This is a genomic window from Promicromonospora soli, assembly GCF_014653785.1.
In the GTDB taxonomy this organism is placed as follows: Bacteria; Actinomycetota; Actinomycetes; order Actinomycetales; family Cellulomonadaceae; genus Promicromonospora; species Promicromonospora soli.
In genome coordinates this window covers 1-25,040 of record NZ_BNAS01000002.1, presented here as the reverse complement: position 1 = coordinate 25,040, position 25,040 = coordinate 1, and the positions used below count along the sequence as shown (strand labels likewise).

The 25,040-nt window shown below is 71.0% G+C and carries 22 protein-coding genes; 20 read left to right on the top strand and 2 right to left on the bottom strand.

Annotation, left to right across the window (positions count from 1 at the left end; genetic code table 11):
- Window positions 1-20: 20 nt before the first annotated feature.
- Window positions 21-650, bottom strand: a complete 630-nt coding sequence (locus tag IE250_RS05935) for a TetR/AcrR family transcriptional regulator (protein ID WP_189668395.1) — start codon at window positions 648-650, stop codon at window positions 21-23.
- A 130-nt stretch (window positions 651-780) separates the two neighbouring features.
- Here IE250_RS05935 and IE250_RS05930 point away from each other — a divergent pair, with 130 nt between their 5' ends.
- Both IE250_RS05930 and IE250_RS05925 read left to right on the top strand, forming a co-directional pair.
- Complete coding sequence (locus tag IE250_RS05930) at window positions 781-1,374, top strand: DUF6230 family protein (protein ID WP_189668394.1); 594 nt, start codon at window positions 781-783, stop codon at window positions 1,372-1,374.
- On the top strand, window positions 1,365-3,041 hold the full coding sequence (locus IE250_RS05925; RefSeq protein ID WP_189668393.1) for a DUF6114 domain-containing protein: 1,677 nt from the start codon (window positions 1,365-1,367) through the stop codon (window positions 3,039-3,041). The genes IE250_RS05930 and IE250_RS05925 overlap by 10 nt, the downstream gene beginning before the upstream one ends.
- Window positions 3,042-3,139: 98 nt before the next feature.
- On the opposite strand, the gene IE250_RS05920 is transcribed toward IE250_RS05925, so the two are convergent.
- The gene (locus tag IE250_RS05920) at window positions 3,140-4,594 is read right to left on the bottom strand and encodes an isochorismate synthase (RefSeq protein WP_189668392.1); all 1,455 of its coding nucleotides are present in this window, start codon (window positions 4,592-4,594) and stop codon (window positions 3,140-3,142) included.
- Between the two features lie 98 nt (window positions 4,595-4,692).
- On the opposite strand from IE250_RS05920, the gene IE250_RS05915 reads away from it, so the two are divergent.
- The 18 genes from IE250_RS05915 to IE250_RS05830 all read left to right on the top strand — a co-directional run.
- Window positions 4,693-5,388 carry a demethylmenaquinone methyltransferase gene (locus IE250_RS05915; RefSeq protein WP_189668391.1) on the top strand — a complete coding sequence of 232 codons (696 nt, stop codon included), beginning with the start codon at window positions 4,693-4,695 and terminating at the stop codon, window positions 5,386-5,388.
- 246 nt (window positions 5,389-5,634) lie between these two features.
- The gene (locus IE250_RS05910; protein WP_189668390.1) at window positions 5,635-6,927 is read left to right on the top strand and encodes a geranylgeranyl reductase family protein; all 1,293 of its coding nucleotides are present in this window, start codon (window positions 5,635-5,637) and stop codon (window positions 6,925-6,927) included.
- 43 nt (window positions 6,928-6,970) lie between these two features.
- Entirely contained in the window at window positions 6,971-7,330 is a 360-nt protein-coding gene (locus tag IE250_RS05905) for an NADH-quinone oxidoreductase subunit A (RefSeq protein ID WP_189668389.1), read from the top strand.
- Window positions 7,331-7,405: 75 nt separating this feature from the next.
- Complete coding sequence (locus IE250_RS05900; protein ID WP_189668388.1) at window positions 7,406-7,957, top strand: NuoB/complex I 20 kDa subunit family protein; 552 nt, start codon at window positions 7,406-7,408, stop codon at window positions 7,955-7,957.
- On the top strand, window positions 7,954-8,718 hold the full coding sequence (locus IE250_RS05895) for an NADH-quinone oxidoreductase subunit C (protein WP_189668387.1): 765 nt from the start codon (window positions 7,954-7,956) through the stop codon (window positions 8,716-8,718). Before IE250_RS05900 ends, IE250_RS05895 begins: the two co-directional genes overlap by 4 nt.
- A complete protein-coding gene (locus IE250_RS05890; protein WP_229872191.1) occupies window positions 8,715-10,070 on the top strand; it encodes an NADH-quinone oxidoreductase subunit D in 1,356 nt (451 codons plus the stop codon). Before IE250_RS05895 ends, IE250_RS05890 begins: the two co-directional genes overlap by 4 nt.
- Window positions 10,067-10,918: an NADH-quinone oxidoreductase subunit NuoE gene (gene nuoE / locus IE250_RS05885; protein WP_189668386.1), complete on the top strand. Its 852-nt coding sequence runs from the start codon at window positions 10,067-10,069 to the stop codon at window positions 10,916-10,918. The genes IE250_RS05890 and nuoE overlap by 4 nt, the downstream gene beginning before the upstream one ends.
- Window positions 10,915-12,273 (top strand): NADH-quinone oxidoreductase subunit NuoF, encoded by a 1,359-nt coding sequence (gene nuoF, locus IE250_RS05880; protein ID WP_189668385.1) that lies wholly within the window; start codon window positions 10,915-10,917, stop codon window positions 12,271-12,273. The genes nuoE and nuoF overlap by 4 nt, the downstream gene beginning before the upstream one ends.
- Complete coding sequence (locus IE250_RS05875) at window positions 12,270-14,858, top strand: NADH-quinone oxidoreductase subunit G (RefSeq protein ID WP_189668384.1); 2,589 nt, start codon at window positions 12,270-12,272, stop codon at window positions 14,856-14,858. The genes nuoF and IE250_RS05875 overlap by 4 nt, the downstream gene beginning before the upstream one ends.
- The gene (gene nuoH / locus IE250_RS05870) at window positions 14,855-16,153 is read left to right on the top strand and encodes an NADH-quinone oxidoreductase subunit NuoH (protein ID WP_189668383.1); all 1,299 of its coding nucleotides are present in this window, start codon (window positions 14,855-14,857) and stop codon (window positions 16,151-16,153) included. Before IE250_RS05875 ends, nuoH begins: the two co-directional genes overlap by 4 nt.
- Window positions 16,146-17,036, top strand: a complete 891-nt coding sequence (nuoI, locus tag IE250_RS05865) for an NADH-quinone oxidoreductase subunit NuoI (protein WP_373301604.1) — start codon at window positions 16,146-16,148, stop codon at window positions 17,034-17,036. The genes nuoH and nuoI overlap by 8 nt, the downstream gene beginning before the upstream one ends.
- Window positions 17,033-17,830, top strand: coding sequence for an NADH-quinone oxidoreductase subunit J (locus IE250_RS05860; protein WP_189668382.1), 798 nt, complete (start codon window positions 17,033-17,035; stop codon window positions 17,828-17,830). Before nuoI ends, IE250_RS05860 begins: the two co-directional genes overlap by 4 nt.
- Complete coding sequence (nuoK, locus tag IE250_RS05855; protein WP_189668381.1) at window positions 17,830-18,129, top strand: NADH-quinone oxidoreductase subunit NuoK; 300 nt, start codon at window positions 17,830-17,832, stop codon at window positions 18,127-18,129. Before IE250_RS05860 ends, nuoK begins: the two co-directional genes overlap by 1 nt.
- Before the next feature lie 69 nt (window positions 18,130-18,198).
- Window positions 18,199-20,124: an NADH-quinone oxidoreductase subunit L gene (nuoL, locus tag IE250_RS05850; protein WP_189669100.1), complete on the top strand. Its 1,926-nt coding sequence runs from the start codon at window positions 18,199-18,201 to the stop codon at window positions 20,122-20,124.
- An 11-nt stretch (window positions 20,125-20,135) separates the two neighbouring features.
- Window positions 20,136-21,719 (top strand): NADH-quinone oxidoreductase subunit M, encoded by a 1,584-nt coding sequence (locus tag IE250_RS05845; RefSeq protein WP_189668380.1) that lies wholly within the window; start codon window positions 20,136-20,138, stop codon window positions 21,717-21,719.
- Window positions 21,716-23,491, top strand: coding sequence for an NADH-quinone oxidoreductase subunit NuoN (gene nuoN, locus IE250_RS05840; RefSeq protein ID WP_189668379.1), 1,776 nt, complete (start codon window positions 21,716-21,718; stop codon window positions 23,489-23,491). Before IE250_RS05845 ends, nuoN begins: the two co-directional genes overlap by 4 nt.
- A complete protein-coding gene (locus tag IE250_RS05835) occupies window positions 23,488-24,576 on the top strand; it encodes a polyprenyl synthetase family protein (protein WP_229872190.1) in 1,089 nt (362 codons plus the stop codon). The genes nuoN and IE250_RS05835 overlap by 4 nt, the downstream gene beginning before the upstream one ends.
- Before the next feature lie 203 nt (window positions 24,577-24,779).
- On the top strand, window positions 24,780-25,040 hold a 261-nt coding region (locus IE250_RS05830), incomplete at its 3' end, for a hypothetical protein (RefSeq protein ID WP_189668378.1).

Below are 25,040 nucleotides of genomic sequence, written 5' to 3'. Positions count from 1 at the left end.
GACGATCGGAGCGGCAAGGCTCAGAGCGTCGACGTGATCCCGAACAGCGCATCCGAGGCGCCTGGCACGACGGCGGCGACGACGCCACCGAGGCTGCGCTCGAGGTAACCGACCAGCTCCTCGTCGGTGAGGTCGGAGTTGATGCCGCCGTCGACCAGGGCCTGCTCGGCGAGGGCCACCCACGAGCGGACGGCGATGCGCAGGAGCTCGGTCTCGGGCACGCCGAGCTCAAGAAGCACGGCGAGGGCCCGCTCCGTCTGCTGCCGACGCGCGTCCTCGATCACGGCGCGCACCTCTTCGTCGCCGCTCGCCGCGCCGCGGACGAGCGAGTAGAACGTCGGCCCGTGCTCCCGGACGTACGCGACGAGCCTGGTGAGCGTGCTGACCAGGCGGTCCGCCGGTGGCAGCTCGGCCTGGGGCTCGGAGGCGTGCAGCATCGAGTCGCGCGCACGGCGCACGATCTCGTGGTGCAGGCCGTTCTTGGAGCCGAAGTAGTAGTAGACGAGACCCGTCGAGACACCGGCTTCGGCGGCGATCTCCTCAACGGTTACTTCGGCCAACGGGCGGTCCGCAAGAGTCGCAACTCCGAGGGCCACAAGCTGGTTGCGGCGTTCCTCCGGGCGGAGTCGCGTGCGTCGGGCTGTTGCCATGTGTTGAGCATATCCGGCATGCTTTGCGCCGCTGTCAGGGGGCCAATTGACGCTCACTCAGTAATCACGCTAACGTCGCGGCGGACGACGGCGTAGTCGTCCTCACATTGGCGCATCGAGGGGAACACCAATGAAGCTCAGCAAGCTCACGGGGTCGCGCAAGGGGCGCGTGGCTCTCGCAGTCATACCGGTCACGATCGCCGCCAGCGTTCTGCTCGGTGGGGTTGCACAGGGCGCAGTGCCCGTCTCGTTCGCCATCTCCGGCAGCCAGTTCAAGATCGGCGCCGACCAGCTCGCGGGCACCGGCTTCTCGCAGTACGCGGGCGTCGCGACCGCCTCCGACGGCACGCAGCACCCTGCCGCCATCGCGAACATCAAGGACGCGCAGCTCTACAACCTGTGCCAGTCGGTAGTGCAGGACACGCCGCTCGGCAAGGTCGGAATCCTGATCTCGGCGGGCACCGGCGAGGAGCCCGCGAAGGCCACCGACCTGCAGATCGGCATGAACGACCTGTCGGGCACCGCGATCTTCAAGAACATCCGCATCGGCGTCGACGCCTCGACCGTGAACACGGCCAAGAAGGGTGACGCGGGCGACTTCGCGATGGACTCCGACTCGGTGGACATCTCGAACCTCGAGCAGGTCTCCTGGAGCACGCAGGCCGCCGTCTTCCAGCTGACGGACCTCAGCCTCAAGATCACGGACGGCACCGAGTGCTTCTGAGTCCGGGTGATGGCCAGGCGAACGCCGGCCGCCCCGGACTTCGCGCGAAGCTTGCTGACTGGCGCAGGGACTTCCGCCCCTGGCGCCGGCAGCGGCCGTTCGTCGGGGGTGTGCTGGTAGTTCTCGCGGGCCTGGAGATGCTCCTGTCCGGCCCTATCAAGCTGGACCAGCTCGGTATGAACGTCGTGCTGCAGTTCGGCGTCGAGGGTGCTCAGGCGACGATCCTCCCGATCACCCTCGTGCTGCTCGGGGTCCTGTCGATCGCCCAGCCCGTTCACCGGATCTTCTACGGCGTGATCGCGCTCGCGATCTCCGTCTACTCGATCGCGGGAGTGAACCTCGGCGGCTGGGTCGCCGGGTTCCTGCTGGGCGTGATCGGCGGCATCGTCGTCGTGTCCTGGGCACCCCAGGCGGCTGACGCCGAGGCGGCCGAACAGCCCGAGGCGGCGGACGCCGGGAACGACGTGGCGCCCGGCGGGGACGATACCGAGGCACCCGACGCGGCCGGCGAGGGAGAACGTCCCGGGGGCGACGCCTCGGTGTCGGGCACCGCCGCCGAAGGCTCGCCCGCCCCGGCGGCGGACGGCGACGCACCGCGGGCCGACGGCGAGCCGGCCCCGGACACGAAGGCGATCCCGAAGGTGGAGACGCTCAGCAACGCGCTGCGCGCCCTGTCCCAGAAGTCCGCGGCTGTCGCGGTGGCCGGTGCGATGGTGGTCGGCGGCGCGAGCATGCCGGCCTCGACGTCGGACGCCGGGACCCAGGAGGACGACTCGTTCTGGTGCGCGGTCTTCGGCGCCTGTGACGAAGGCTCGGCGGACCCGTCCGCCTCGCCGTCGCCCTCCACGTCCGAATCGGGCACCGACGAGGGCGAGGACCCGGTCGGGGACGCGGTCGACGACCTCACCGGCGCGACCGACCCGGCCACGGGCGGCGACGGTGACGGCACGGCGGGCGGCGACAACGGCGACGACCAGGCCGAGTGCGAGGAGCCGACGCAGGACGGCGAGGTGCCGCCCGAAGCCGGGGACGGCGCGCCGTCCGACAAGTGCGGCGAGATGGACGCGCAGGAGACGATCGAGGAAGCGCTCCGAACCGAGCTCGGCACCTGTGTCAAGGTGAGCTTCGGCGGCAAGTACGACCTCAACGTCGACCTGCCAGGCCAGTGCGGCACCAAGGAGGACGGGTCGGTCTTCTCCCTCCCCGCCGACCTGGAGAGCACGGACGTGGAGATCCCGCTGACCGGCATCAACGGCATCGGCCTGGCGAACGTGCCGGTCAAGAACGACGGCCAGCGCCGGGACGCCATCAAGATCTCGGCCGACAAGGTCGTCGTCGACGGGTTCTGGCTCAAGTCGTACGCCTACGACGACACCTCGGTGGCGGGCACGGACACGAGGGCGAACTTCGTGTCGCTCGAGGGCGACGCGCAGATGTACGTGTCGTCGATCCATGCGGACCTGCCCGACGGGCAGGACCTCCTCGAGGTGGCCACGAAGGTGCTCGAAGGAGCTTCGCTCATCGAGATCATGCTGACCTCGACGGACGCGCGGATGGGGTTCATCGGTGCGACGTCCGACATCCAGGTGTGGGACGGCTTCCGCGAGCAGGTCTGGGGCGACGAGACCGACCCGATCGGCAAGGGCCCGACGGCCGGAACCCCCTGATCCCGTGACGCCGAGGTAGAACTCTGGCGAGATAGAACCGCAGCGAAGTAGCACCCGGCCCGGGTTCTACTTCGCTGCGGTTCTATCTCGCCAGTCTTCTACTTAGCGCCGAGGGCGTAGCGCATCGGCTCCAGCTTTGCCTCGGACTCCGCCAGCTCCGCCTGCGGGTCCGACGCCGCGACGATGCCGCAGCCCGCGAACAGCCGGACGTGGCGCCGGTCGGTCGGGGAGATCTCGGCCGAGCGCAGGGCGATACCCCACTCGCCGTCGCCGCCGGCCCCCACCCAGCCCACCGGGCCCGCGTACCGGGCGCGGTCCAGGCCCTCGATCTCGCGGATGAGGCTGCGTGCGGCGGTGGTCGGCGTGCCGCACACGGCGGCGCTCGGGTGCAGCGCGGCGGCCAGCGACAGGGACGACGGCGCCCGACCGCCCGACGCCGGGTTCTGGCCCGTCAGGACGCCCGTCACGTCGGTCGCCAGGTGCATGACGTTCGGCAGGTGCAGCACGAACGGCGCCTCGGGCACGTTCATCGACGAGCAGAACGGCTCCAGGGCGGCCGCCACGGAGCGCACGGCGAACTCGTGCTCCTCGAGGTCCTTCGACGAGCGGGCGAGCTGCGCGGCGTGCAGCAGGTCAGCGTCTGCCGGGGCGGTGGGCGAGCCCGGCCCGTGCTCGCGGCGGATCGTGCCCGCCAGCACTCGCGAGGCGACCAGGCCCTTCTCGCTGCGGACCAGCAGCTCCGGCGTCGCGCCGACCATGCCGTCCACGCTGAAGGCCCAGCATGCGTCGTACGCGGTCGCGAGGCGGCCGAGCAGGTGACGCGTGTCGACCGGGTGCTCAGCGGTGGCGACCACGTCGCGTGCGAGCACCACCTTCTCCAGCTCGCCGGTCTGGATCCGCGCGATCCCCTCCGCGACCACGGCCGGCCAGTCCGCCGCCCCGACCGCGCCGTCGGCCAGCGCGACCCTGCCCGGCTCCGTCACCGGCTGATGCGGGTAGGCGGACAGCAGGTCCTCGCCCACGGGCGCGGACCGGTCGCCCACCAGGGAGATGGTGGTCATCCAGGCCCGGTCACCCCGTCGCCCGACGACGACGCGCGGCACGATCAGCACGCCGCTCGCCCGCGCCGGGTCCTCGGACTCGTCGCCGGGGGAGACGTCGTCGAACGCGAAGCTGCCGAACGCGACCAGGCCGCTGCCGGGCACGCCGACGTCGTCGTGCACGACGGCGCGGTCGAGCACCTGGCGCCAGGCGTCGTCGGCGTCGGCGAAGCGACCGGGGCCGAACGTCTCGAACCGGAGCGACTCGCCCCAGCCAACGAGCCCGTCGCCGTGCCGAACCCACGCGAGGGCGTTCGTGTCGGGGAGCCGGTCGACGAGCGCCGTCGGGGTGTCGGGGAGATCGTCGATCGCGACCGTGCGGACGACGACCTGCGGGCCCCGGGGCGCGCCCCGCGGTCTGTCGGGTGTGTCCGGCGCGACGGCTGTCCAGGAGCCGGACACGGTGGTGCCGGTTGATGCACCCGGGGTGCGGCCGGCCGGTGAGACGATCATCGGCTTCAGGATAAAGGGGTGCGACGCGCACGGGTGCAAGCCGTAGCGGAGGTCACATCGTCTGACGGCCTCTACCTGCGACGTGAAACGATGGCGCCATGTCCCGCGCAAGCCTGGAAAAGAAGCCGGCCGAGGTCGCGTCGATGTTCGACGGGATCGCCGCCCGCTACGACCTGACGAACGACCTCATCTCCCTGGGGCAGGACCGGCGCTGGCGCCGCCTCACGGTCGACGCCGTCGCCGCGATGCCGGGCGAGCGGGTGCTCGACCTCGCCGCGGGCACCGGGACCAGCAGCGAGCCCTTCGCCGCCGACGGCGCGTTCGTGGTCCCGTCCGACTTCTCGATCGGCATGCTGCAGGTCGGCAAGCAGCGCCGCCCGGACCTACCGTTCGTCGCGGGGGACGCCACTCGGCTGCCGTTCGCCGACGAGTCCTTCGACGCCGTCACCATCAGCTTCGGCCTGCGCAACGTCGCCGACACGAGCGCAGCCCTGCGCGAGATGCTGCGGGTGGTCCGGCCGGGCGGGCGTGTGGTGATCTGCGAGTTCTCCACTCCCACGTGGGGCCCGTTCCGGAAGGTCTACCAGGAGTACCTCATGCGCGCGCTGCCCATCGTGGCGGGCGCGGTGACCCGGGACAAGGGCTCCTACGAGTACCTCGCCGAGTCCATCCGGGGCTGGCACACCCAGGTCGACCTCGCCCACCTCATGCTCGAGTCCGGCTGGGAGCACGCCGCCTACCGCAACGTGTCCGCCGGGATCGTGGCGCTGCACCGGGCGGTCCGTCCGGCCTGATGCTGGAGGCGCCGGTGCAGCTGGCGGCGGTCCGTCGCGGACCGGCCGTGACGCCGGAACAGCCCGCCTGAACTCGCTCTCCCAAGTAAGGCGAACCTTCCTACACAATCCCCCCTAAGTGTGGCTAGGGTGTCGGTGTTGTGACAGGGTTCACAAGGGCTTGTCAGTTAGCCCGTCGAACCCCGCACAGCGAGGTCAGCAACGACCAGCAGCGGGTTCCCAACGGGGGTGAACGTGCGAAGAGTGATGCGCGACGACGCAGATGTCATCGTGGTGGGCGCCGGTCCGGCCGGCTCGTCCACCGCGCACTGGTGCGCGGCCGCGGGACTCGACGTACTGCTCCTGGAGAAGGGCGAGTTCCCCCGGGACAAGATCTGTGGCGACGGCCTGACGCCGCGCGCCGTGGCCGAGCTGGTCCGCATGGGTGTGCCGACCGGCGAGGAGGACGGCTGGATCCGCAACCGCGGCCTGCGCGTCCACGGCGGCGGTCACTCCTACGAGCTGGACTGGCCCAGCCTCACCACCTACCCCGGCTACGGCATGGCCCGCTCCCGGATGACGCTGGACGAGACCCTGGCCCAGCACGCGCAGGCGAGCGGCGCCAAGCTGCTGCAGCGCACCAAGGTCACCGGCCCGCTCCGCGACGACGACGGACGGGTGGTCGGCGTCACCGCACAGCCGCTCGACGCGCGCGGCCGCGCCGAGGGTCCGGTCAAAGAGCTGCGCGCCCCGGTCGTCGTGGCGGCCGACGGCGTCAGCTCGCGCTTCGCGCTCGGCGTCGGGCGGGAGCGACGTGACGACCGGCCCATGGGCACCGCGGTCCGCGCCTACTACCGCACCCGGCGCCACGACGACCCCTTCATGGAGTCCCACCTCGAGCTGTGGGACGGCGAGCCGGGCAAGAGCGACCTGCTGCCGGGCTACGGCTGGATCTTCCCGCTCGGCGACGGCACGGTGAACGTCGGCCTCGGCAGCGTGCACTCCACGCCCGCCCGCCAGTCCAAGGCGGGCATCGACTACCGGCGCCTCATGGAGACCTGGCTGACCAAGAGCGCCCCCGAGGGCTGGGACCTGGTGCACGAGCCGGAGCGCGGCCCGATCCGCGGCGCGGCACTGCCCATGGGCTACAACCGCGGCCCTCTGTACGCGGACGGCGTGCTCCTGGCCGGCGACTCCGCCGGCATGGTGAGCCCGTTCAACGGCGAGGGCATCGCCTACGGCCTGCAGGCCGGCCGGGTCGCCGCCGAGGCGATCAGCCAGGCCCGGCACAAGAGCAGCGACGCGGCCCGAGAGGCCACGCTCGCCACCTACGCGGAGCGCATGCGCGACGACCTCGGCGGGTACTACACCCTGGGCCGCTGGTTCGTGCGGCTCATCGAGCACCCCGAGATCATGCGGGTGTGCGTCCGGTACGGACTGCCGCGCAAGGTGGTCATGCAGTTCACGCTCAAGCTCCTGTCCGACTGCTACGAGCCCCACGGCGGCGACTGGATCGACCGCGTCATCGCCGGGCTCACCCGGGTGGTCCCGAGCTCATGAACATCACGTCCACGAAGGGCAAGTCGTCCACGAAGGGCACAGCATGAATCCCTACGTACCCATCCTGATCCTCATGGCGATCGGGGCGGTCCTGGCGCTCGGTGGTGTGGCAGCGAGCGCCGTCATCGGCCCCAAGCGCTACAACCGCGCCAAGCTCGACTCGTACGAGTGCGGCATCGAGCCGACGCCGCACGCGGTGGGTGGCGGGCGGCTCCCGATCAAGTACTACCTGGTGGCGATGACATTCATCGTCTTCGACATCGAGGTCGTCTTTCTCTACCCGTGGGCCGTGGACTTCACGACGCTCGCGACGTTCGGGCTGGTGGCGATGCTGACGTTCCTGGCGTTGATCACCGTGCCGTTCGTCTACGAGTGGCGCCGCGGCGGTTTCGACTGGGTCTGAGACAACGACTTCATGCGCGACGCCGGAAGGCGTGGTGCAGCGACGCCGGGCGGGTCCCGGCAGCAAGGAGGGGACATGGGTGTCGAGGAAGCACCGTCAGGTTTCCTGCTGACGACGATCGAAGATCTCGCCGGGTACCTGCGCAAGGCTTCGGTGTGGCCGGTGACGTTCGGTCTGGCCTGCTGCGCCATCGAGATGATGGCGGCGGGTGCGTCGCGGTTCGACCTGTCGCGGTTCGGCATGGAGGTCTTCCGCGCGTCGCCGCGGCAGGCGGACCTGATGATCGTGGCAGGCCGCGTGAGCCAGAAGATGGCACCGGTGGTGCGCCAGGTGTACGACCAGATGAGCGAGCCCAAGTGGGTGCTCTCCATGGGCGTGTGCGCGTCGTCGGGCGGGATGTTCAACAACTACGCGATCGTGCAGGGCGTGGACCACGTGGTCCCGGTGGACATCTACCTGCCCGGCTGCCCGCCGCGCCCGGAGATGCTGATCAACGCGATCCTCGGGCTGCACGACCACATCCAGACCGCGCCGCTCGGCGCGAACCGGCTGGAGGCCGCGCGCGCCGCCGAGGCGGCCGCGATGGAGGCCACGCCCACGTTCGAGATGAAGGGTCTGCTGCGATGAGCGACGTCACGCCCGGCGGCGACCAGAAGGTCGTGGCCGACGCGGTCCAGCCGCCCGAGGGCGCTGCCACGCTCGAGATCGTCGAGGTCAAGCGCGGCATGTTCGGCGCGACCGGGTCGGGCGACACGTCCGGCTACGGCGGCCTCGTCACGCCGATCGCGATGCCCGCGGCGTCGCCCCGCCCGTACGGGAGCTGGTTCGACCAGGTCGTCGACGTCCTGAGCGAGGTGCTGGGCGAGGCCGGCGTGTCCCCGGAGCAGGCGATCGAGAAGGTGGTCGTGGACCTGCACGGCGCACAGAGCGCGGACGCGCAGCAGGCGGAGCTGACGATCAACGTCGCCCGCGAGCACCTCGTGGCCGTGTGCCAGGCGCTGCGCGACGACCAGGACCTGCGGTTCGAGCTCTCGCTCGGCGTGAGCGGCGTGCACTACCCGCACGACGGCGGCCGGGAGCTGCACGCCGTCTACCACCTGGCCTCGATCACGCACTCGCGCCGGCTGCGGCTGGAGGTCGCGGCGCCCGACGAGGACCCGCACATCCCGTCGACCACGTCCGTGTACCCGTCCAACGACTGGCACGAGCGCGAGACGTACGACTTCTTCGGGATCGTCTTCGACGGTCACCCGGCCCTGACCCGCATCGAGATGCCGGACGACTGGGTGGGCCACCCGCAACGCAAGGACTACCCGCTCGGCGGCATCCCCGTCGAGTACAAGGGGGCCACGGTGCCCCCGCCGGACACGAGGAGGAGCTATTCATGAACGCTCCCACTGCTGCTCCGCACGCGACCAGGCCCGCCGGGAACGAGGACATGGCGTCCACCGTTCGCGCCTTCGAGGCCTATGGCGACGGCGACTGGGACGACATCGCGCGCGAGGCGATCGGCGAGGAGCGGATCGTCGTCAACATGGGCCCCCAGCACCCGTCGACGCACGGTGTGCTGCGCCTGATGCTGGAGATCGACGGCGAGACCGTCACCGAGGCCCGCGCCGGCATCGGCTACCTGCACACGGGCATCGAGAAGAACATGGAGTTCCGGACGTGGACGCAGGGCACCACGTTCTGCACCCGCATGGACTATGTGGCGCCTCTGTTCCAGGAGGCTGCGTACTGTCTCGCGGTCGAGAAGCTCCTCGGCATCACCGACGACGTGCCCGCGCGCGCCTCGGTGATCCGGGTCCTGATGATGGAGCTCAACCGGATCGCCTCCCACCTGGTCTGCCTCGGCACCGGCGGCAACGAGATGGGCGCCACCACCGTCATGACCGTCGGGTTCACCGCCCGCGAGGAGATCCTGCGCCTCTTCGAGGCCGTGACCGGCCTGCGCATGAACCACGCGTACATCCGCCCCGGCGGCGTGGCGGTCGACACCCCCGAGGGCTTCACCACGCAGGCCCGCGCGGCGCTCAAGAACGTGCGCCACTACCTCAAGCAGCTGAGCGACCTCATGCTGGCCAACCCGATCTTCAAGGCGCGCCTGACCGACGTCGGCGTCCTGAACCTCTCCGGGTGCATGGCGCTCGCGATCACCGGGCCGGTGCTGCGCTCCACGGGCCTGCCGTACGACGTCCGCAAGGACAACCCGTACTGCGGCTACGAGACGTACGACTTCGACGTGCCCACCTCGAAGGGCGCCGACTGCTACGACCGGGCGGTGCTCCGCATCGAGGAGTGCTACCAGTCCCTGAGGATCGTCGAGCAGGCCATGGAGCGGCTCGACCTGACCGAGGGCGAGCCCGTCATGGTGGCGGACAAGAAGATCGCCTGGCCCGCCCAGCTCGCCGTGGGCGGGGACGGGCAGGGCAACTCCCTGGAGCACATCAAGAAGATCATGGGCACCTCCATGGAGGCCCTGATCCACCACTTCAAGCTGGTCACCGAGGGCTTCCGCGTCCCCGTCGGCCAGGCATGGCAGACCGTGGAGCACCCGCGCGGCGAGCTGGGCGTGCACGTCGTCTCCGACGGCGGCACCCGCCCCTACCGCGCGCACTTCCGCGACCCCTCGTTCAACAACCTCCAGGGCGTGTCCGTGATGTGCGAGGGCGGCCAGGTGGCCGACGTCGTCGTCGCCGTCGCCTCCCTGGACCCTGTGCTGGGAGGTGTGGACCGATGAGAGCGACCGAACCGGCGACCAAGCCCGTCGAGGGCGGCCCCGTCGAGACCAGGACCCGCTACGACGCGGACACGCTGGCCGCACTGACCGCCGACGCCACGGCGATCATGGAGCGCTACCCGGACCCCCGGTCCGGCCTGCTGCCGATGCTGCACCTGGTGCAGTCCGTCGACGGCTACGTCAGCCGGGACGGCATCCTGTTCTGCGCCGAGATGCTCGGCATCACCGCCGCCGAGGTCTCCGCGGTCGCCACCTTCTACACCCAGTACAAGCGGCACCCCAACGGCACCTACACCGTGGGCGTCTGCACCAACACCCTGTGCGCGGTCATGGGCGGCGACGCGATCTTCGACGAGCTGAGCGACCACCTCGGCGTCGGTCACGACGAGACCACCGACGACGGCGCGATCACGCTCGAGCGGATCGAGTGCAACGCCGCCTGCGACTACGCGCCCGTCGTGATGGTCAACTGGGAGTTCTTCGACAACCAGACGCCCGAGACGGCGACGGCGCTCGCGGACAAGCTGCGCCTCGGCGAGGACGTCGCCCCGACGCGGGGCGCCGCGTCGGTGTGCTCGTTCAAGCAGATGAGCCGGATCCTGGCCGGGTTCCCCGACGGCCGCGCCGACGAGGGCGTGGGCGCGGGCGAGCCGACGCTCGCTGGGCTCAAGATCGCTCGGGAGCGCGGCTGGACGGCGCCCGACGCCGAGGCGCCCGCGACGGGCGAGAGCCAGGCCGAGGTCCCGCCCGTGACGGGTGCGCCGGGCTCGAGCGCCCAGCGTCAGCCGACGACGCCGGCGGACACCGAGGTCGGCAAGGACAAGAAGCCCGGAGAGGACGCGAAGTGAACCTCACACCGGTACTGACCGACACGTGGGACAAGGACCACTCCTGGCGGCTCGCCACCTATGAGGGTGCGGGCGGGTACGCCGGCCTCAAGAAGGCCCTGACGATGGAGCCGGCCGACCTGGTGCAGGCCGTCAAGGACTCCGGCCTGCGCGGCCGTGGCGGCGCGGGCTTCCCCACGGGCATGAAGTGGGGCTTCCTGCCTCCGCCCGACGGCGGCCCGCGCTACCTGGTCGTCAACGCGGACGAGTCCGAGCCGGGCACCTGCAAGGACATCCCGCTCATGCTCGCCAGCCCCCAGCACCTCATCGAGGGTGTGGCGATCACGAGCTACGCGATCGGCTGCGACCACGCGTTCATCTACGTGCGCGGCGAGGTGCTGCACGTCTACCGGCGGCTGCTGAACGCGGTCGAGGAGGCGTACGAGGCGGGCTACCTGGGCAAGAACATCCAGGGTTCGGGCTTCGACCTCGACGTCACGGTGCACGCCGGGGCAGGCGCCTACATCTGCGGCGAGGAGACGGCGCTGCTCGACTCGCTCGAGGGCCTGCGCGGCCAGCCGCGGCTCAAGCCGCCGTTCCCCGCCGTCGCCGGCCTGTACGCGCGGCCCACCGTGGTGAACAACGTCGAGTCCATCGCGTCCGTCCCCGCGATCGTCGCCAAGGGCGCAGACTGGTTCTCCTCGATGGGCACGGAGAAGTCGCAGGGCCACGGCCTGTTCTCCCTGTCGGGGCACGTCACGAGGCCCGGCCAGTACGAGGCGCCGCTCGGCATCACGCTGCGCGAGCTGCTCGACCTGGCGGGCGGCGTCCGCGCGGGGCACGAGCTGAAGTTCTGGACTCCTGGCGGGTCGTCCACGCCGATCTTCACGCAGGATCACCTGGACGTCCCGCTCGACTACGAGTCCGTCGGCGCCGCCGGGTCGATGCTCGGCACGCGCGCGCTGCAGATCTTCGACGAGTCGGTGTGCGTGGTCCGGGCGGTGTCGCGGTGGACCGACTTCTACGCGCACGAGTCGTGCGGAAAGTGCACGCCGTGCCGCGAGGGCACCTACTGGCTCAAGCAGGTGCTGCACCGCATCGAGGCCGGCGAGGGGCAGGACAGCGACCTCGACCTGCTGCTCGACCTGTGCGACAACATCCTGGGCCGCGCGTTCTGCGCGCTGGGCGACGGCGCCACCTCGCCGATCACCTCCAGCGTCCAGCTGTTCCGCGCCGAGTACCAGGCGCACATCGACGGCCACGGCTGCCCGTTCGACCCGAGCGCGTCGGCGCTCTTCCCGTACACACCGAAAACAACGTCACCGGGCGCTGCACTGGTCGGAGCAGTGGGCGCCGGCACGGGAGGTCACCGATGACCGTCACCACGAACACACCCTCGACCGAGGCCGCTCCGGTCGAGCTGGTCACCTTCACCATCGACGGCACGGAGGTGAGCGTCCCCAAGGGCACGCTGATCATCCGGGCCGCCGAGCAGGCCGGGATCCAGATCCCGCGGTTCTGCGACCACCCGCTCCTGGCGCCCGCGGGCGCCTGCCGGCAGTGCCTCGTCGAGGTCGCGATGCCGGACCGCGAGGGCAACGTGCGGCCGATGCCGAAGCCCCAGGCGTCCTGCACCATGACGGTCGCGCCCGGCATGGTCGTCAAGACGCAGCACACCTCCGCCGTCGCCGACAAGGCGCAGCAGGGTGTCATGGAGCTGCTGCTCATGAACCACCCGCTGGACTGCCCGGTGTGCGACAAGGGCGGCGAGTGCCCCCTGCAGAACCAGGCGATGTCGAACGGCCGGCCCGACACGCGGTTCGTCGACGTCAAGCGCACGTTCCCCAAGCCGATCGCGCTGTCCACGCAGATCCTGCTGGACCGCGAGCGCTGCGTGCTGTGCCAGCGCTGCACCCGGTTCAGCGAGGAGATCGCGGGCGACGCGTTCATCGCTCTGCAGGACCGCGGCGCGCACCAGCAGATCGGCCGCTACGACGAGGACGTGCTCGGGTTCGCCGGAGGTTCCACCTCGAACGGACCCGTGGACCGCCCGATCGGGGAGGCCACCACGGACACCTCCGGGCGGCCGTTCTCCTCCTACTACTCCGGCAACACCGTGCAGATCTGCCCGGTGGGCGCGCTCACCGGCGCGGGCTACCGCTTCCGGTCGCGCCCGTTCGACCTGGTCAGCAGCGAGAGCATCGCCGAGCACGACTCCTGCGGCTCCGCGATCCGCATCGACCACCGCCGGGGCCAGGTGCTGCGCCGGCTGTCGGGCGAGGACCCGGTGGTCAACGAGGAGTGGATCACCGACAAGGACCGCTTCGCGTTCCCGTGGCAGTCCGCGCCGGACCGCATCACGACACCGCTCGTGCGCGAGAACGGGGAGCTCCGGCCGGCGTCCTGGGTCGAGGCGCTCGAGATCGCTGCGGCCGGCCTGGCCCGGGCGAAGCGGAGCGGCGGCGTCGGCGTGCTGCCGGGCGGCCGGCTCACCGTCGAGGACGCCTTCGCGTGGTCGCGCTTCGCCCGCACGGCACTGGCCACCAACGACGTCGACCAGCGGGCCCGCGTGCACTCCGCCGAGGAGGCCGCGTTCCTGGGCCACGTCGTGGCCGGTTCGGGCGTGGGCGTCACGTTCGGTGACCTCGAGAAGGCGCCCGCGGTGCTGCTCGTCGGCCTGGAGGCCGAGGAGGAGGCGGGCATCACGTTCCTGCGGCTGCGCAAGGGAGCCAAGGGGAAGGCCGGGACGAAGGTCTTCTCGATCGCCCCCTACGCCACCCGCGGTCTGAGCCGGATGGACGGCACGCTGCTCCCGGCCGCCCCCGGCACCGAGGCCGAGTGGCTGACCAGCCTGACCACGAGCCTGGCCGGCCGTCTGCTCCCGGCGGACGCGCCCACATCGGACATCGACACGAGCGCCCTGGCCCAGCCCGGCGCCGTGATCCTCGTGGGCGAGCGCCTCGCGGGCTCGCCCGGCGGGTACACCGCGGCACTCGGGCTCGCCGAGGCGACGGGCGCGCGGCTCGCGTGGATCCCGCGTCGTGCGGGCGAGCGCGGCGGCGTAGAGGCCGGTCTGCTGCCGGGCCTGCTGCCGGGCGGACGCCCGGTCGCGGACGCCGCGGCACGCGCCCAGATCGCACAGGCCTGGGGCGCCGACATCCCGGGGATCCCGGGCCGCGACACCGCCGGGATCCTCGACGCGCTGGCGTCGGGTGCGCTGGGCGGGGCGATGGTCGGCGGCGTCGAGCTTGCCGACCTGCCCGACCCGGCCGCCGCACGCGCGGCGCTCGACGCCGCAGGGTTCGTGGTGAGCCTCGAGGTGCGCTTCTCGGAGGTGACCGAGCGGGCCGATGTCGTGCTGCCCGTCGCGCCGCCCGTCGAGCGCGCCGGCTCGTACTGGAACTGGGAGGGCCGCGTGCGGTCCTTCGGCGCGGCGCTCGACTCGAGCGCGCTGCCGGACCACCGCGTCCTGCACGTGCTGGCCCAGCAGCTCGGGGTGGACCTGCAGGCGGCGTCGCCGGCCGAGGCCCACCTCTCCATCGCGATGACCCAGCGCAGCGCGTGGGACGGGGAGCGGGTGGCGGCCGAGCAGGGCGCGCCCGCCGCGCCGCCCACCGTCGGGCGGGGGCAGGCGGTGCTCGCCACCTGGCGCCTGCAGCTCGACGCGGCCCGCGGCCAGGACGGCGAGCAGTTCCTCGCCGGCACGGCCAAGCGGCCCGTGGCCCGCATGTCCGCCGCCACTGCGGGCGGCTTCGGGGTGTCCGACGGCGACGTGGTCACCGTCAGCACGCCGCGCGGCTCCATCGAGGTGCCGGCCGCGGTCACCGACCGGATGGTCGACGGCGTCGTGTGGCTGCCGCTCGCCTCCGTCGGCTGCCGTGTGCACGACACGCTCGGCGCGGCCGCGGGAGACCTCGTCACTGTCACCGCTGCCGCCCGCCACGAAGGGGACGCCCGATGAACCCGCTGATCCTGGCCGAGGCCGCCCCCGGCGTCACCGCGGACTTCTCGCAGGAGACCATCTGGGCCTCGATCGTGAAGGCCGTGCTCATCGTCGTCTTCCTGCTGACCAGCGTGCTGTTCGCCATCTGGTTCGAGCGCAAGGTCGTTGCGCGCATGCAGGTACGCCCCGGGCCCAACTGGCACGGGCCGTTCGGCCTGCTGCAGTCGCTCGCGGACGCCATGAAGCTCCTCCTCAAGGAGGACCTCACGGTCACGCGGGCCGACCGGTTCGTGTACCTGCTGGCGCCGATGATCTCGGTGTTCTGCTCGCTGCTCGTGTTCGCCGTCATCCCGTTCGGGCCGAGCGTGTCGTTCCCCTGGACGGACTGGACCACCCCGGCGCAGCTCACCGACTTCCCGGTGGCGGTGCTGTACGTGCTGGCCGCAGCATCGCTCGGGGTGTACGGGATCGTGCTGGGCGGCTGGGCCTCCGGCTCCACCTACCCGCTGCTCGGCTCGGTGCGCTCGACGGCGCAGGTGATCAGCTACGAGCTCGCGATGGGCCTGTCGCTGGTGAGCGTGTTCATCATGTCGGGGTCGATGTCGACGTCGCAGATCGTGGACAGCCAGACCCAGATCTGGTGGTTCATCCCGCTCGCGCCAGCGTTCGTGATCTACGTGATCTCGATGATCGGCGAGACCAACCGGCTCCCGTTCGACCTCCCCGAGGCCGAGGGTGAGCTCGTCTCCGGCTACATGACCGAGTACTCGTCGATGAAGTTCGCCTGGTTCTTCCTGGCGGAGTACATCAACATGCTCAACGTCTCGGCGGTGGCCGTCACGCTCTTCCTCGGCGGCTGGCGGGCTCCGGTGCCCGACGGGTTCCTGGGCGGCGCCCTCAACGAGGGCTGGCTGCCCATCCTCTGGTTCCTCGTGAAGCTGTGGGCGGTCATGTTCGTCTTCGTGTGGGTGCGCGGCACGCTGCTGCGCCTGCGCTACGACCAGTTCATGGTGTTCGGCTGGAAGGTGCTCATCCCGGTGGCGCTGGGCTGGGTGGTCGTGCTCGCCGTCGTGCAGTGGCTGCAGCGCGTGCAGCAAGTGTCCTTCCAGCAGTTCATCCCGGTGATCGTCGGGGCCGCCATCGTCTTCATCGCGGTCATGTGGTTCTGGCCGGAGAAGAAGGAGGCGCCGCCGGGCGCCGGCGAGGAGAAGGAGCCCGTCGACGCCTTCGCCGGCGGGTTCCCGGTGCCGCCGCTGCCCGGCGAGAAGCTGCCCCCGTCCAAGCGGTTCGGAAAGGAGGTCCACGGTGAGTGAGTACCAGCCCCTGCGGCCCAAGCCGGGGCCCATCGGGGAGATGTTCGCCCCCGTCGCGGGTTTCGGCGTGACGCTGTCGTCGATGTTCAGGCCCACGGTCACGGAGCAGTACCCGCGCGAGAAGGCACCGACCCAGCGCCGGTTCCACGGCCGTCACCAGCTCAACCGGTACGCCGACGGGCTGGAGAAGTGCATCGGCTGCGAGCTGTGCGCCTGGGCGTGCCCGGCGGACGCGATCTACGTGGAGGGCGCGTCCAACTCGGCCCTGCCCGAGAACGCGGGCCTCCAGGTGCACGCGGACGACTCCCAGGGCGCCCACATGAGCCCGGGGGAGCGCTACGGCGCCGTCTACCAGATCAACTATCTGCGCTGCATCTTCTGCGGGCTGTGCATCGAGGCCTGCCCCACGCGCGCGCTGACCATGACCAACGACTACGAGCTGGCCGGCAAGACCCGCGCGGGCATGATCTACGAGAAGCAGGACCTGCTGGCCCCGCTCTCCGAGGGCATGCTCGCCGCGCCCCACCCCATGGTGGAGGGCACCACGGACACCGACTACTACAGCGGTGACGTCCTGGGCCCGACGGCGGCTCAGGTCAGCTGGGTGCGCGAGCACCGGCCGGACGACGAGACGCTGGACGCCGCGGACGCCGTGGCGTCGGGCAAGGCGCCGGCGCCGACCCTGAAGCAGCACCAGCTGCGCCCGGACGAGGGTCCGGGCCCCGCCGAGCGGTCCGCGGGTGCGGCTTCGGTCGGGTCGGTGCGGGTCCCGGCCACGACCACCGGGTCGCGTTCGACGAGCGAGCCGGGCTCGACCTCCGTGGCCGACCTGACCGCCGGGGCCTCGACAAGCTCGACCCCCGGGTCGGGGGTGACCGCATGACCCCCGCCGGGCTGGAGATCTCGGGCGGCGAGACCGCCCTCTTCTGGGTCATCGCGCCGCTCATGGTGCTCGCCGCGCTGGGCCTGCTGTTCGTGAAGCGGGCCGTGCACGCGGCGATGTGTCTTGTGTTCGTCATGGTCAGCATGGCGATCCTGTACATCGCGCAGGAGGCGCCGTTCCTCGGCGTCGTGCAGGTGGTCGTGTACACGGGCGCGGTGATGATGCTGTTCCTGTTCGTGCTGATGCTCGTCGGCGTCGACGCGTCCGACTCGCTCACGGAGACCATCCGGGGGCAGCGCTGGATAGGCGTGCTCATCGGGATCGGCCTCGCCGCAGTTCTTGCCGGCGTCGTGGCTCGTGCCGCGTTCCCGCCCGCCGTCGGGCTGAGCGGGGGAGACCCGGGCGGCATCGCAAACCCGACCGCCCTGGCCCGCGTGCTGTTCGGCGACTACGGCGTGGCCATGGAGGCCGTCGGCGTGCTGCTCGTGACGGCGGCGGTAGGCGCGCTGGTGCTCACGCACCGGCGTCGGCTGACGCCGAAGCGGACGCAGCGGTCCGTGGCCGACTCGCGGATCAAGGCGCTGCCCGACGGCGTGGTGCTCACCCCGCTGCCGTCGCCCGGCGTCTACGCCCGGTCCAACGCGATGGACACGCCCGCGCTGGGGCCGGACGGCGAGCAGGTGCCGCAGTCCGTGTCGCGCGTGCTGCGCATCCGCGGCCAGGAGCGGCCCGCGCCGGACATCCCGGCGGCCGAGCTCGTCGAGACCCGGGTCTCGGCGGAGGAAGAAGCCTGATGGACATCACCAACTACGTGGTCCTCGCGGCCGCGCTCTTCGCCATCGGCGCCACGACGGTGCTGCTGCGGCGCAACGCGATAGTCGTGTTCATGGGCGTGGAGCTCATGCTCAACGCGACCAACCTCGCGTTCGTCACCTTCGCCAGGATGCACGGCGACGTGACGGGCCAGGTGCTCGCCTTCTTCGTCATGGTCGTCGCCGCCGCTGAGGTCGTTGTCGGCCTGGCGATCATCGTGACGATCTTCCGTACCCGCCGCTCGGCCTCGGTCGACGACGTCAACCTGCTCCGTGGGTGAGGCGGAGGTGCAGCGGAACCGCAGGCTCACCCACCAAGAAGAACCTCTGAGGGGGAGACAGTGAACGACGTGATCGGGCTTGCCCCCTGGCTGGTCGGCTTTCCGCTGATCGGCGCAGCGATACTGCTGCTGGGTGGCAAGGCCACCGACCGCTGGGGCCACTGGCTCGGGGTGCTGGCCTCGGCCGCCTCCGGAGTCGTCGGCTTCATCCTGATGTTCCGCATGATCGGCATGCCGGCCGAGGAGCGTTCGGTCGACCACCACCTGTGGACCTGGCTGTCCGCGGGCGACCTGGACGTGGACCTCGGTATCCGGCTGGACCCGCTGTCCCTGACCTTCGTGATGCTCGTGACCTTCGTGGGCACGCTCATCCACGTGTACTCCGTGGCGTACATGGACCACGACCCGCACCGGCGCCGGTTCTTCGCGTACCTGAACCTGTTCGTCGCAGCCATGCTGACGCTGGTCCTCGCCGACTCCTACCTCCTGCTCTTCGTGGGCTGGGAGGGTGTGGGTCTCGCGTCCTACCTGCTCATCGGGTTCTGGGACACCGGACGGCCCGCCGCCCGCGAGAACGCGGTGGCGGCCAAGAAGGCCTTCGTCATGAACCGCGTGGGTGACATGGGCCTCATCGCGGCGATGGCGCTGCTGTTCGCCAACACCGGCGCCCTGGACTTCGCGACCACCCTGTCCGACGACGGGGTCGGCTCGCTCTCCCAGGCCACCGCCACGGCGGTCGGGCTGTGCCTGCTGCTCGCCGCGTGCGGTAAGTCGGCGCAGTTCCCGCTGCAGGCCTGGCTGGGTGACGCGATGGCCGGCCCGACGCCGGTGTCCGCGCTCATCCACGCCGCCACGATGGTCACCGCCGGCGTGTACCTCATGGTGCGCTCCGGCCCCATCCTCGAGGCGGCGCCGACGGCACAGCTCGTCGTGGTGCTGGTCGGCGCGGTCACCCTGCTGTTCGGTGCGGTGGTCGGTACCGCGAAGGACGACATCAAGAAGGCTCTGGCCGCCTCCACGATGTCGCAGATCGGGTACATGATGCTCGCCGCGGGGCTCGGCCCGGCCGGGTACGCGTTCGCGATCTTCCACCTGCTCACGCACGGCTTCTTCAAGGCGGGCCTGTTCCTCGGTGCCGGCTCGGTGATGCACGCGATGGGTGACGAGACCGACATGCGCCGCTACGGCGGGCTGTCGCGGTTCCTGCCGATCACGTGGATCACCATGGGGCTCGGCTGGCTCGCGATCCTCGGGATCCCGCCGTTCTCCGGCTTCTGGTCGAAGGACGGGATCATCGAGGCTGCGTTCATCCCGGTCGACGGCCAGCCGTGGCGGGCGTGGGTCTTCGGGTCGGTCACCGTGCTGGGCGCCGCGATCACCGCGTTCTACATGACCCGCCTGTTCTTCATGACGTTCGGCGGACGCCGTCCGCGCTGGAAGGACAACCGGCACCCGCACGAGGGTTCGCCGCTGATGTGGTGGCCGCTGGTGTTCCTCGGCGTCGGCTCCGCCGCGCTGGGCGCGGTGCTCGGCATCGGCGGGACGTTCACCACCTGGCTGGAGCCGGTGGTCGGGCACGCCGAGCACCACGAACCGGTGCTCCCGGTGCCCGTGATCATGACCGTAACCATCCTGGTGGTCGTCCTCGGCGCACTGCTGGCGTTCCGGATGTACGCGGTCAACGTCGTTCCCGAGGAGGCGCCGCGCGGCTCCGTCCTGACCCGGGCGGCCCGCAGGGACCTGTACCAGGACGCCGCCAACGAGACGCTCGTGATGCGGCCCGCGCTGGGTCTGGCCCGCGTGGTCGAGGCCGGCGACCGTGAAGTCGTCGACCGCGGCTGGGCAGCCCTGCCGCAGACCGTGTCGTGGTTCGGCTCCGTATTCCGGAGGGCGCAGAGCGGGTACGTCCGCTCGTACGCGGCCGGCATGGCGGGCGGCGTCCTCGTGATCGCCGTCGTCGCGTGGCTCGTTGGTGGCCTCGGTGGTGCCCAGTGATCGGAGGAGAGATGTTTCCCTGGCTGACCGTGCTCATCGCATGGCCGCTGGTCGGCGCGGCCGTGGTGGGACTGGGCGCGCTCGGTCGTTCCCGAACCGGCTCCGCAAGCGCCGGCATAGGCCTCGCCCGGCCGCTGGCGCTCCTGTTCTCGCTGGTCGAGGTAGCCCTGCTCGTCGGGGCGTTCGCGGCCTTCGACCCGGGCGCCGCCGCCGAGCACCAGCTCGGCGAGACCTACCCGTGGATCCCGCAGATCGGTGCGACGTACGCGGTGGGTGTCGACGGCGTCGGCCTGCTGCTCGTGGCGCTGTCCGTGGTACTGGTGCCGCTGGTGCTCCTGGCCGCCTGGAGGGAGCAGGGGCGGGACGAGGTGCGCCTGCGCAGGTTCGTCGGCCTCGTGCTGCTGCTCGAGGCGTTCATGGTGGCCGTGTTCTGCGCCCGCGACGTGTTCCTGTTCTACGTGCTGTTCGAGGCCATGCTGATCCCCGCCTACTTCCTCATCGGGGGGTTCGGGCAGGGTGCCGGCCGGCGTAGGGCCGCCGTGAAGTTCCTGATGTTCAGCCTGGGCGGCGGGCTGATCATGCTCGCCGCGGTGATCGCGCTGTACTTCCTCGCCGTCGGCGCCGGGGTGGACCCGGGCCGGGCATTCCTCGTGGACGAGCTCGTCGCGGTCGACCTGGGCACCGCCGCCGAGCGCCTCATGTTCATCGGGTTCTTCATCGCCTTCGCGATCAAGGCCCCCATGGTCCCGGTGCACAGCTGGCTGCCCGACGTCGCGGGGAATGCCAGCCCCGGCACGTCCACGCTGCTGATCTGCGTGCTGGACAAGGTCGGCACCTTCGGGATGCTGACTCTCTGCCTGCCGCTGTTCCCGGAGGCGTCCCGGTGGGCCGCACCGTTCGTCATAGCGCTCGCCGTGATCTCCGTGCTGTACGGGGCGATCATGGCGATCCTGCAGACCGACCTGCTGCGGCTGGTCGGCTGGACCTCGGTGAGCCACTTCGGCTTCATCATCCTGGGCATCTTCACCTTCACACCGCTGGGCACCGCCGGGTCGAGCTTCATGATGCTCAACCACGGCCTCGCCACCGGCGCCCTGTTCCTGGTGGCCGGGTTCCTCGTGTCCCGGCACCCGGAGAAGTCGCAGCAGATCGCGGACTACCGCGGCCTGCGGTCGGTCACGCCGGTGCTCGCCGGGACGTTCCTCGTGGCGGGCCTGGCGACGCTGTCGCTGCCCGGCCTGGCCACGTTCGTCAGCGAGATCATGGTCCTGATCGGCGCGTTCAGCGGGGAGCCCGCCGGTTCGGCGGCCTGGGCAATCGCGGCCATCCCGGGCGTGGTGCTCGCTGCCGTCTATGTGCTGCTGACCTATCAGAAGATCTTCACCGGGGCGCCGGCCGCAGGCCTCGAAGCCCTGCCCGACCTGAGGGTGCGTGAGCGCATCGTCGCGGCCCCGCTGGTGGCCGGGCTCCTGGTGCTCGGCTTCGTGCCGGGCCTCGCCCTGACCTACGTGGACGCACCGGCCGACGAGTCGGCGGCGCTCACGGCGATCGACGAACCGGCGGACGCCGCCGCGCAGATGGGGAGCGACAAGTGACCGAGTTCGTGGCACCCGAGATCGACTGGCTCGCCCTCGCACCGCTCATCGTGGTGCTGGGCGCGGGCGTGGTCGGCGTGCTCCTCGAGGCGTTCGTGCCGGCGAAGGCCCGCCGCATGACCCAGATCGTGCTGACCCTGGCCGCCCTGGCCGGGGGGCTCGCGTTCGTGGTGGTCCTGTGGCCACAGATCGTGGCTCAGCCCGTGCAGGTGGTCGGCGGCAGTGTGACCCTCACGCCGTTCGCGCTCGGCGCGCAGGGCATCATCGCGGCGCTGGCCTTCCTGGGCGTGCTCGTGGTGGCCGACCGCACCGCCACCGGGCAGGACTCGTTCGCACCCACGGCGTCGGCCGTGCCCGGTACCTCGTACGAGGACCTGGCCCGGCGGTCCGGCCTGGAGCAGACCGAGATCTACCCGCTCCTGCTGTTCGCGACCGGCGGCATGATGCTGTTCGCCTCCACCGACGATCTCATCGTCATGTTCATCGCCCTGGAGGTGCTGTCGCTCCCGCTGTACGTGCTGTGCGCCACGGCGCGCCGACGTCGGCTCCTGTCGCAGGAGGCGGCGGCCAAGTACTTCCTGCTGGGGGCGTTCGCCTCGGCGCTGTTCATCTTCGGCGTCGCGCTGATCTACGGGTTTGCCGGCACGGTGCGGCTGCTCGAGATCGCCATGGCGATGCGGCAGGGCGGCCTGCCGCTCGAGGGCATGACCGGACTGCTCGTGGCCGGCGTGCTGCTGGTGACGGTCGGCCTGCTGTTCAAGGTGGGCGCGGTGCCGTTCCACGCCTGGACGCCCGACGTCTACACCGGCGCTCCCACGCCGATCACGGGGTTCATGGCGGCCTGCACCAAGGCGGCGGCCGTCGCGGCTCTCGTCGAGGTGCTGTACCGCATCTCGATCGGCCTGGGGGGCGCCAGCCCGGAGGCCCTGCGGCAGCTGCAGATCGTCGTCGTCGTGGTCGCCGTCCTGACGATGGTGGTCGGCACCGCGGTGGGCTCCGTCCAGACCGACGTGAAGCGCCTGCTGGCGTACTCGTCGATCGCGCACGCCGGCTTCCTGCTCGTGGGCATCGCGGGCTTCAACCTGCAGGCGCAGTCGTCCACGCTCTTCTACCTGCTCGCCTACGGCATCGCGACGATCGGCGCGTTCGCCGTGGTCACGCTGGTACGGGAGCGCCGGGTCACGGCGGGTTCGGGCGAGGACAACGGTCCGGTGGCTGACGACGGCATCGTGCTCGGCGAGGCGACCGAGATCGCGCAGTGGGCAGGCCTGGGCCGCAAGGCCCCGTGGCTCACCGCCGCGTTCGCGCTGTTCCTGCTGTCGATGGCGGGCATCCCGCTCACCGCCGGCTTCATCGCGAAGTTCGGCGCGTTCACCGGGGCAGTGTCGGGCGGCCTGTGGTGGCTCGCGGTGCTCGGTGTGCTCGCGTCGGTTGTCGCCGTCGCGTTCTACCTGCGGCTCCTCGTCGTCATGGTGTTCCAGCCCGCGCCGGCCGACTCGGGGGTCGAGCCTGTCGAGACGACGCCGGGGGTCGAGCCTGTCGAGACGACGCCTGTTGTGGAGCCTGTCGAAACCGGGGTCTCGACCACCACGACCGCCACCATGGCCAGGGCGCAGGTCGCAGCCCCGCAGCGCGTGGTGGTGACCGTCGTGCGGTCTCGCGGACCGGCCGCCCTGGCCATCGTCGTCTGTGCGATCGCCACAGTGATTCTCGGCGTTTTCCCGTCCCCGGTTCTCGGTCTGGTGGAGCAGGCAAGTAAGTTCGTGCCGTGACCTCCGTACCGCTGCCGCCCCAGACGACGACGGGTGCGTCGGCGTCCGCCCCGCCGGCCGTTCCGACCAACCTGCCCGACCCCACCGCGCTCGGCTTGCCGATCACGGACCCGGAGCTTGCGTCCCGCCTCGCGGAACGGCTGACGGGGGTCGACGACGCGCTCTCGGAGGCCGTCGCCAGCGCGGACAAGCTGGCCGACGGCGCCTCCCGGCACCTCATCGACGCGGGCGGCAAGCGGTTCCGGCCCCTGCTCACCCTCCTGACCGGTGAGCTCGGCGACGGCACGGCCCCCGGCATCGTCGACGCCGCAGTGGTGGTGGAGCTGACGCAGGTCGCCTCGCTGTACCACGACGACGTCATGGACTCCGCGCCGATGCGGCGCGGGGCGCCGTCGGCCCACATGGTGTGGGGCAACTCGGTTGCGATCCTCGTGGGCGACATGCTGTTCGCCCGTGCGTCCGCGCGGGTGGCGGAGCTGGGGCCCGAGGCAGTGATCCTGCAGTCCAAGACCTTCGAGCGGATGTGCCTGGGGCAGCTGCACGAGACCATGGGGCCCGACGCGGGCGAGGACCAGGTGGCCCACTACCTGCAGGTGCTGTCGGACAAGACGGCGTCTCTGCTGTCGGCGTCGGCCCGCCTGGGCGCGATGATCGCCGGGGCGCCGAAGGACCAGATCGAAGCGGTCGGCGCGTACGGCGAGAAGGTGGGCGTCGCGTTCCAGCTCGCCGACGACGTGCTCGACGTCGCCTCGTCCGGCGAGACCTCGGGCAAGACGCCGGGGACGGACCTGCGCGAGCACGTCCCGACCATGCCGGTGCTGCTGCTACGGCAGCACGTCGCATCCGGCGTGGCCACCGACGAGGACCGGGACCTGCTCGCGGCGCTCGACGGCGACCTGTCCGCGGACGAGGCGCTGAACGCCGCGCTGGAGCGGCTGCGCGCCCACGCGGTGCTCGCCGATACGCGGGAGCTGGCCGTGCAGTGGGCGCGGGCGGCCTCGGCCGAGCTGGCGCCGCTGCCGGAGGGCCCCGTCAAGGAGTCCCTGGAGCAGTTCGCCCAGGCCCTGGCGGACCGGGCGGTCTGAGAGCAGCACGACCCGGGCGGCCCCCTGCGCAGAGGCCCAAGGCGTATCGGCATAACCCGTACAATCTGGGCGGGGTGCATGGGTAGTCCTGCCCATCCAAATTCAGCGCCGATTCACCCTTCTGCCCGGTAGGGTGCTGCCGTTGCGCCTGTGTGTATGGCCGGGCGAGCAGTCTTTTTGTGGAGTGATGAAGAGGAGGACGCATGAGCCTGGTCTCAAGCGTGTTTGAGAACCGCAGGTCCGTTGCGTCGGTCGGTGTGGTGACCCTCTTCGGTGCGGGTCTGCTGGGCTTCGCTCTGTGGTACGACGGCGAGGCGACGGCTGATGTGCGGCTGAACGACTCGGGTGTGTGGGTGACCCAGACCGCGTCGGGCAAGCTGGGGCGGTTCAACTATGAGGCCAGGGCGCTGGACGGCACGTTGCTGGCCAACTCGTCGAGCTTTGACGTGGAGCAGGACGCGCAG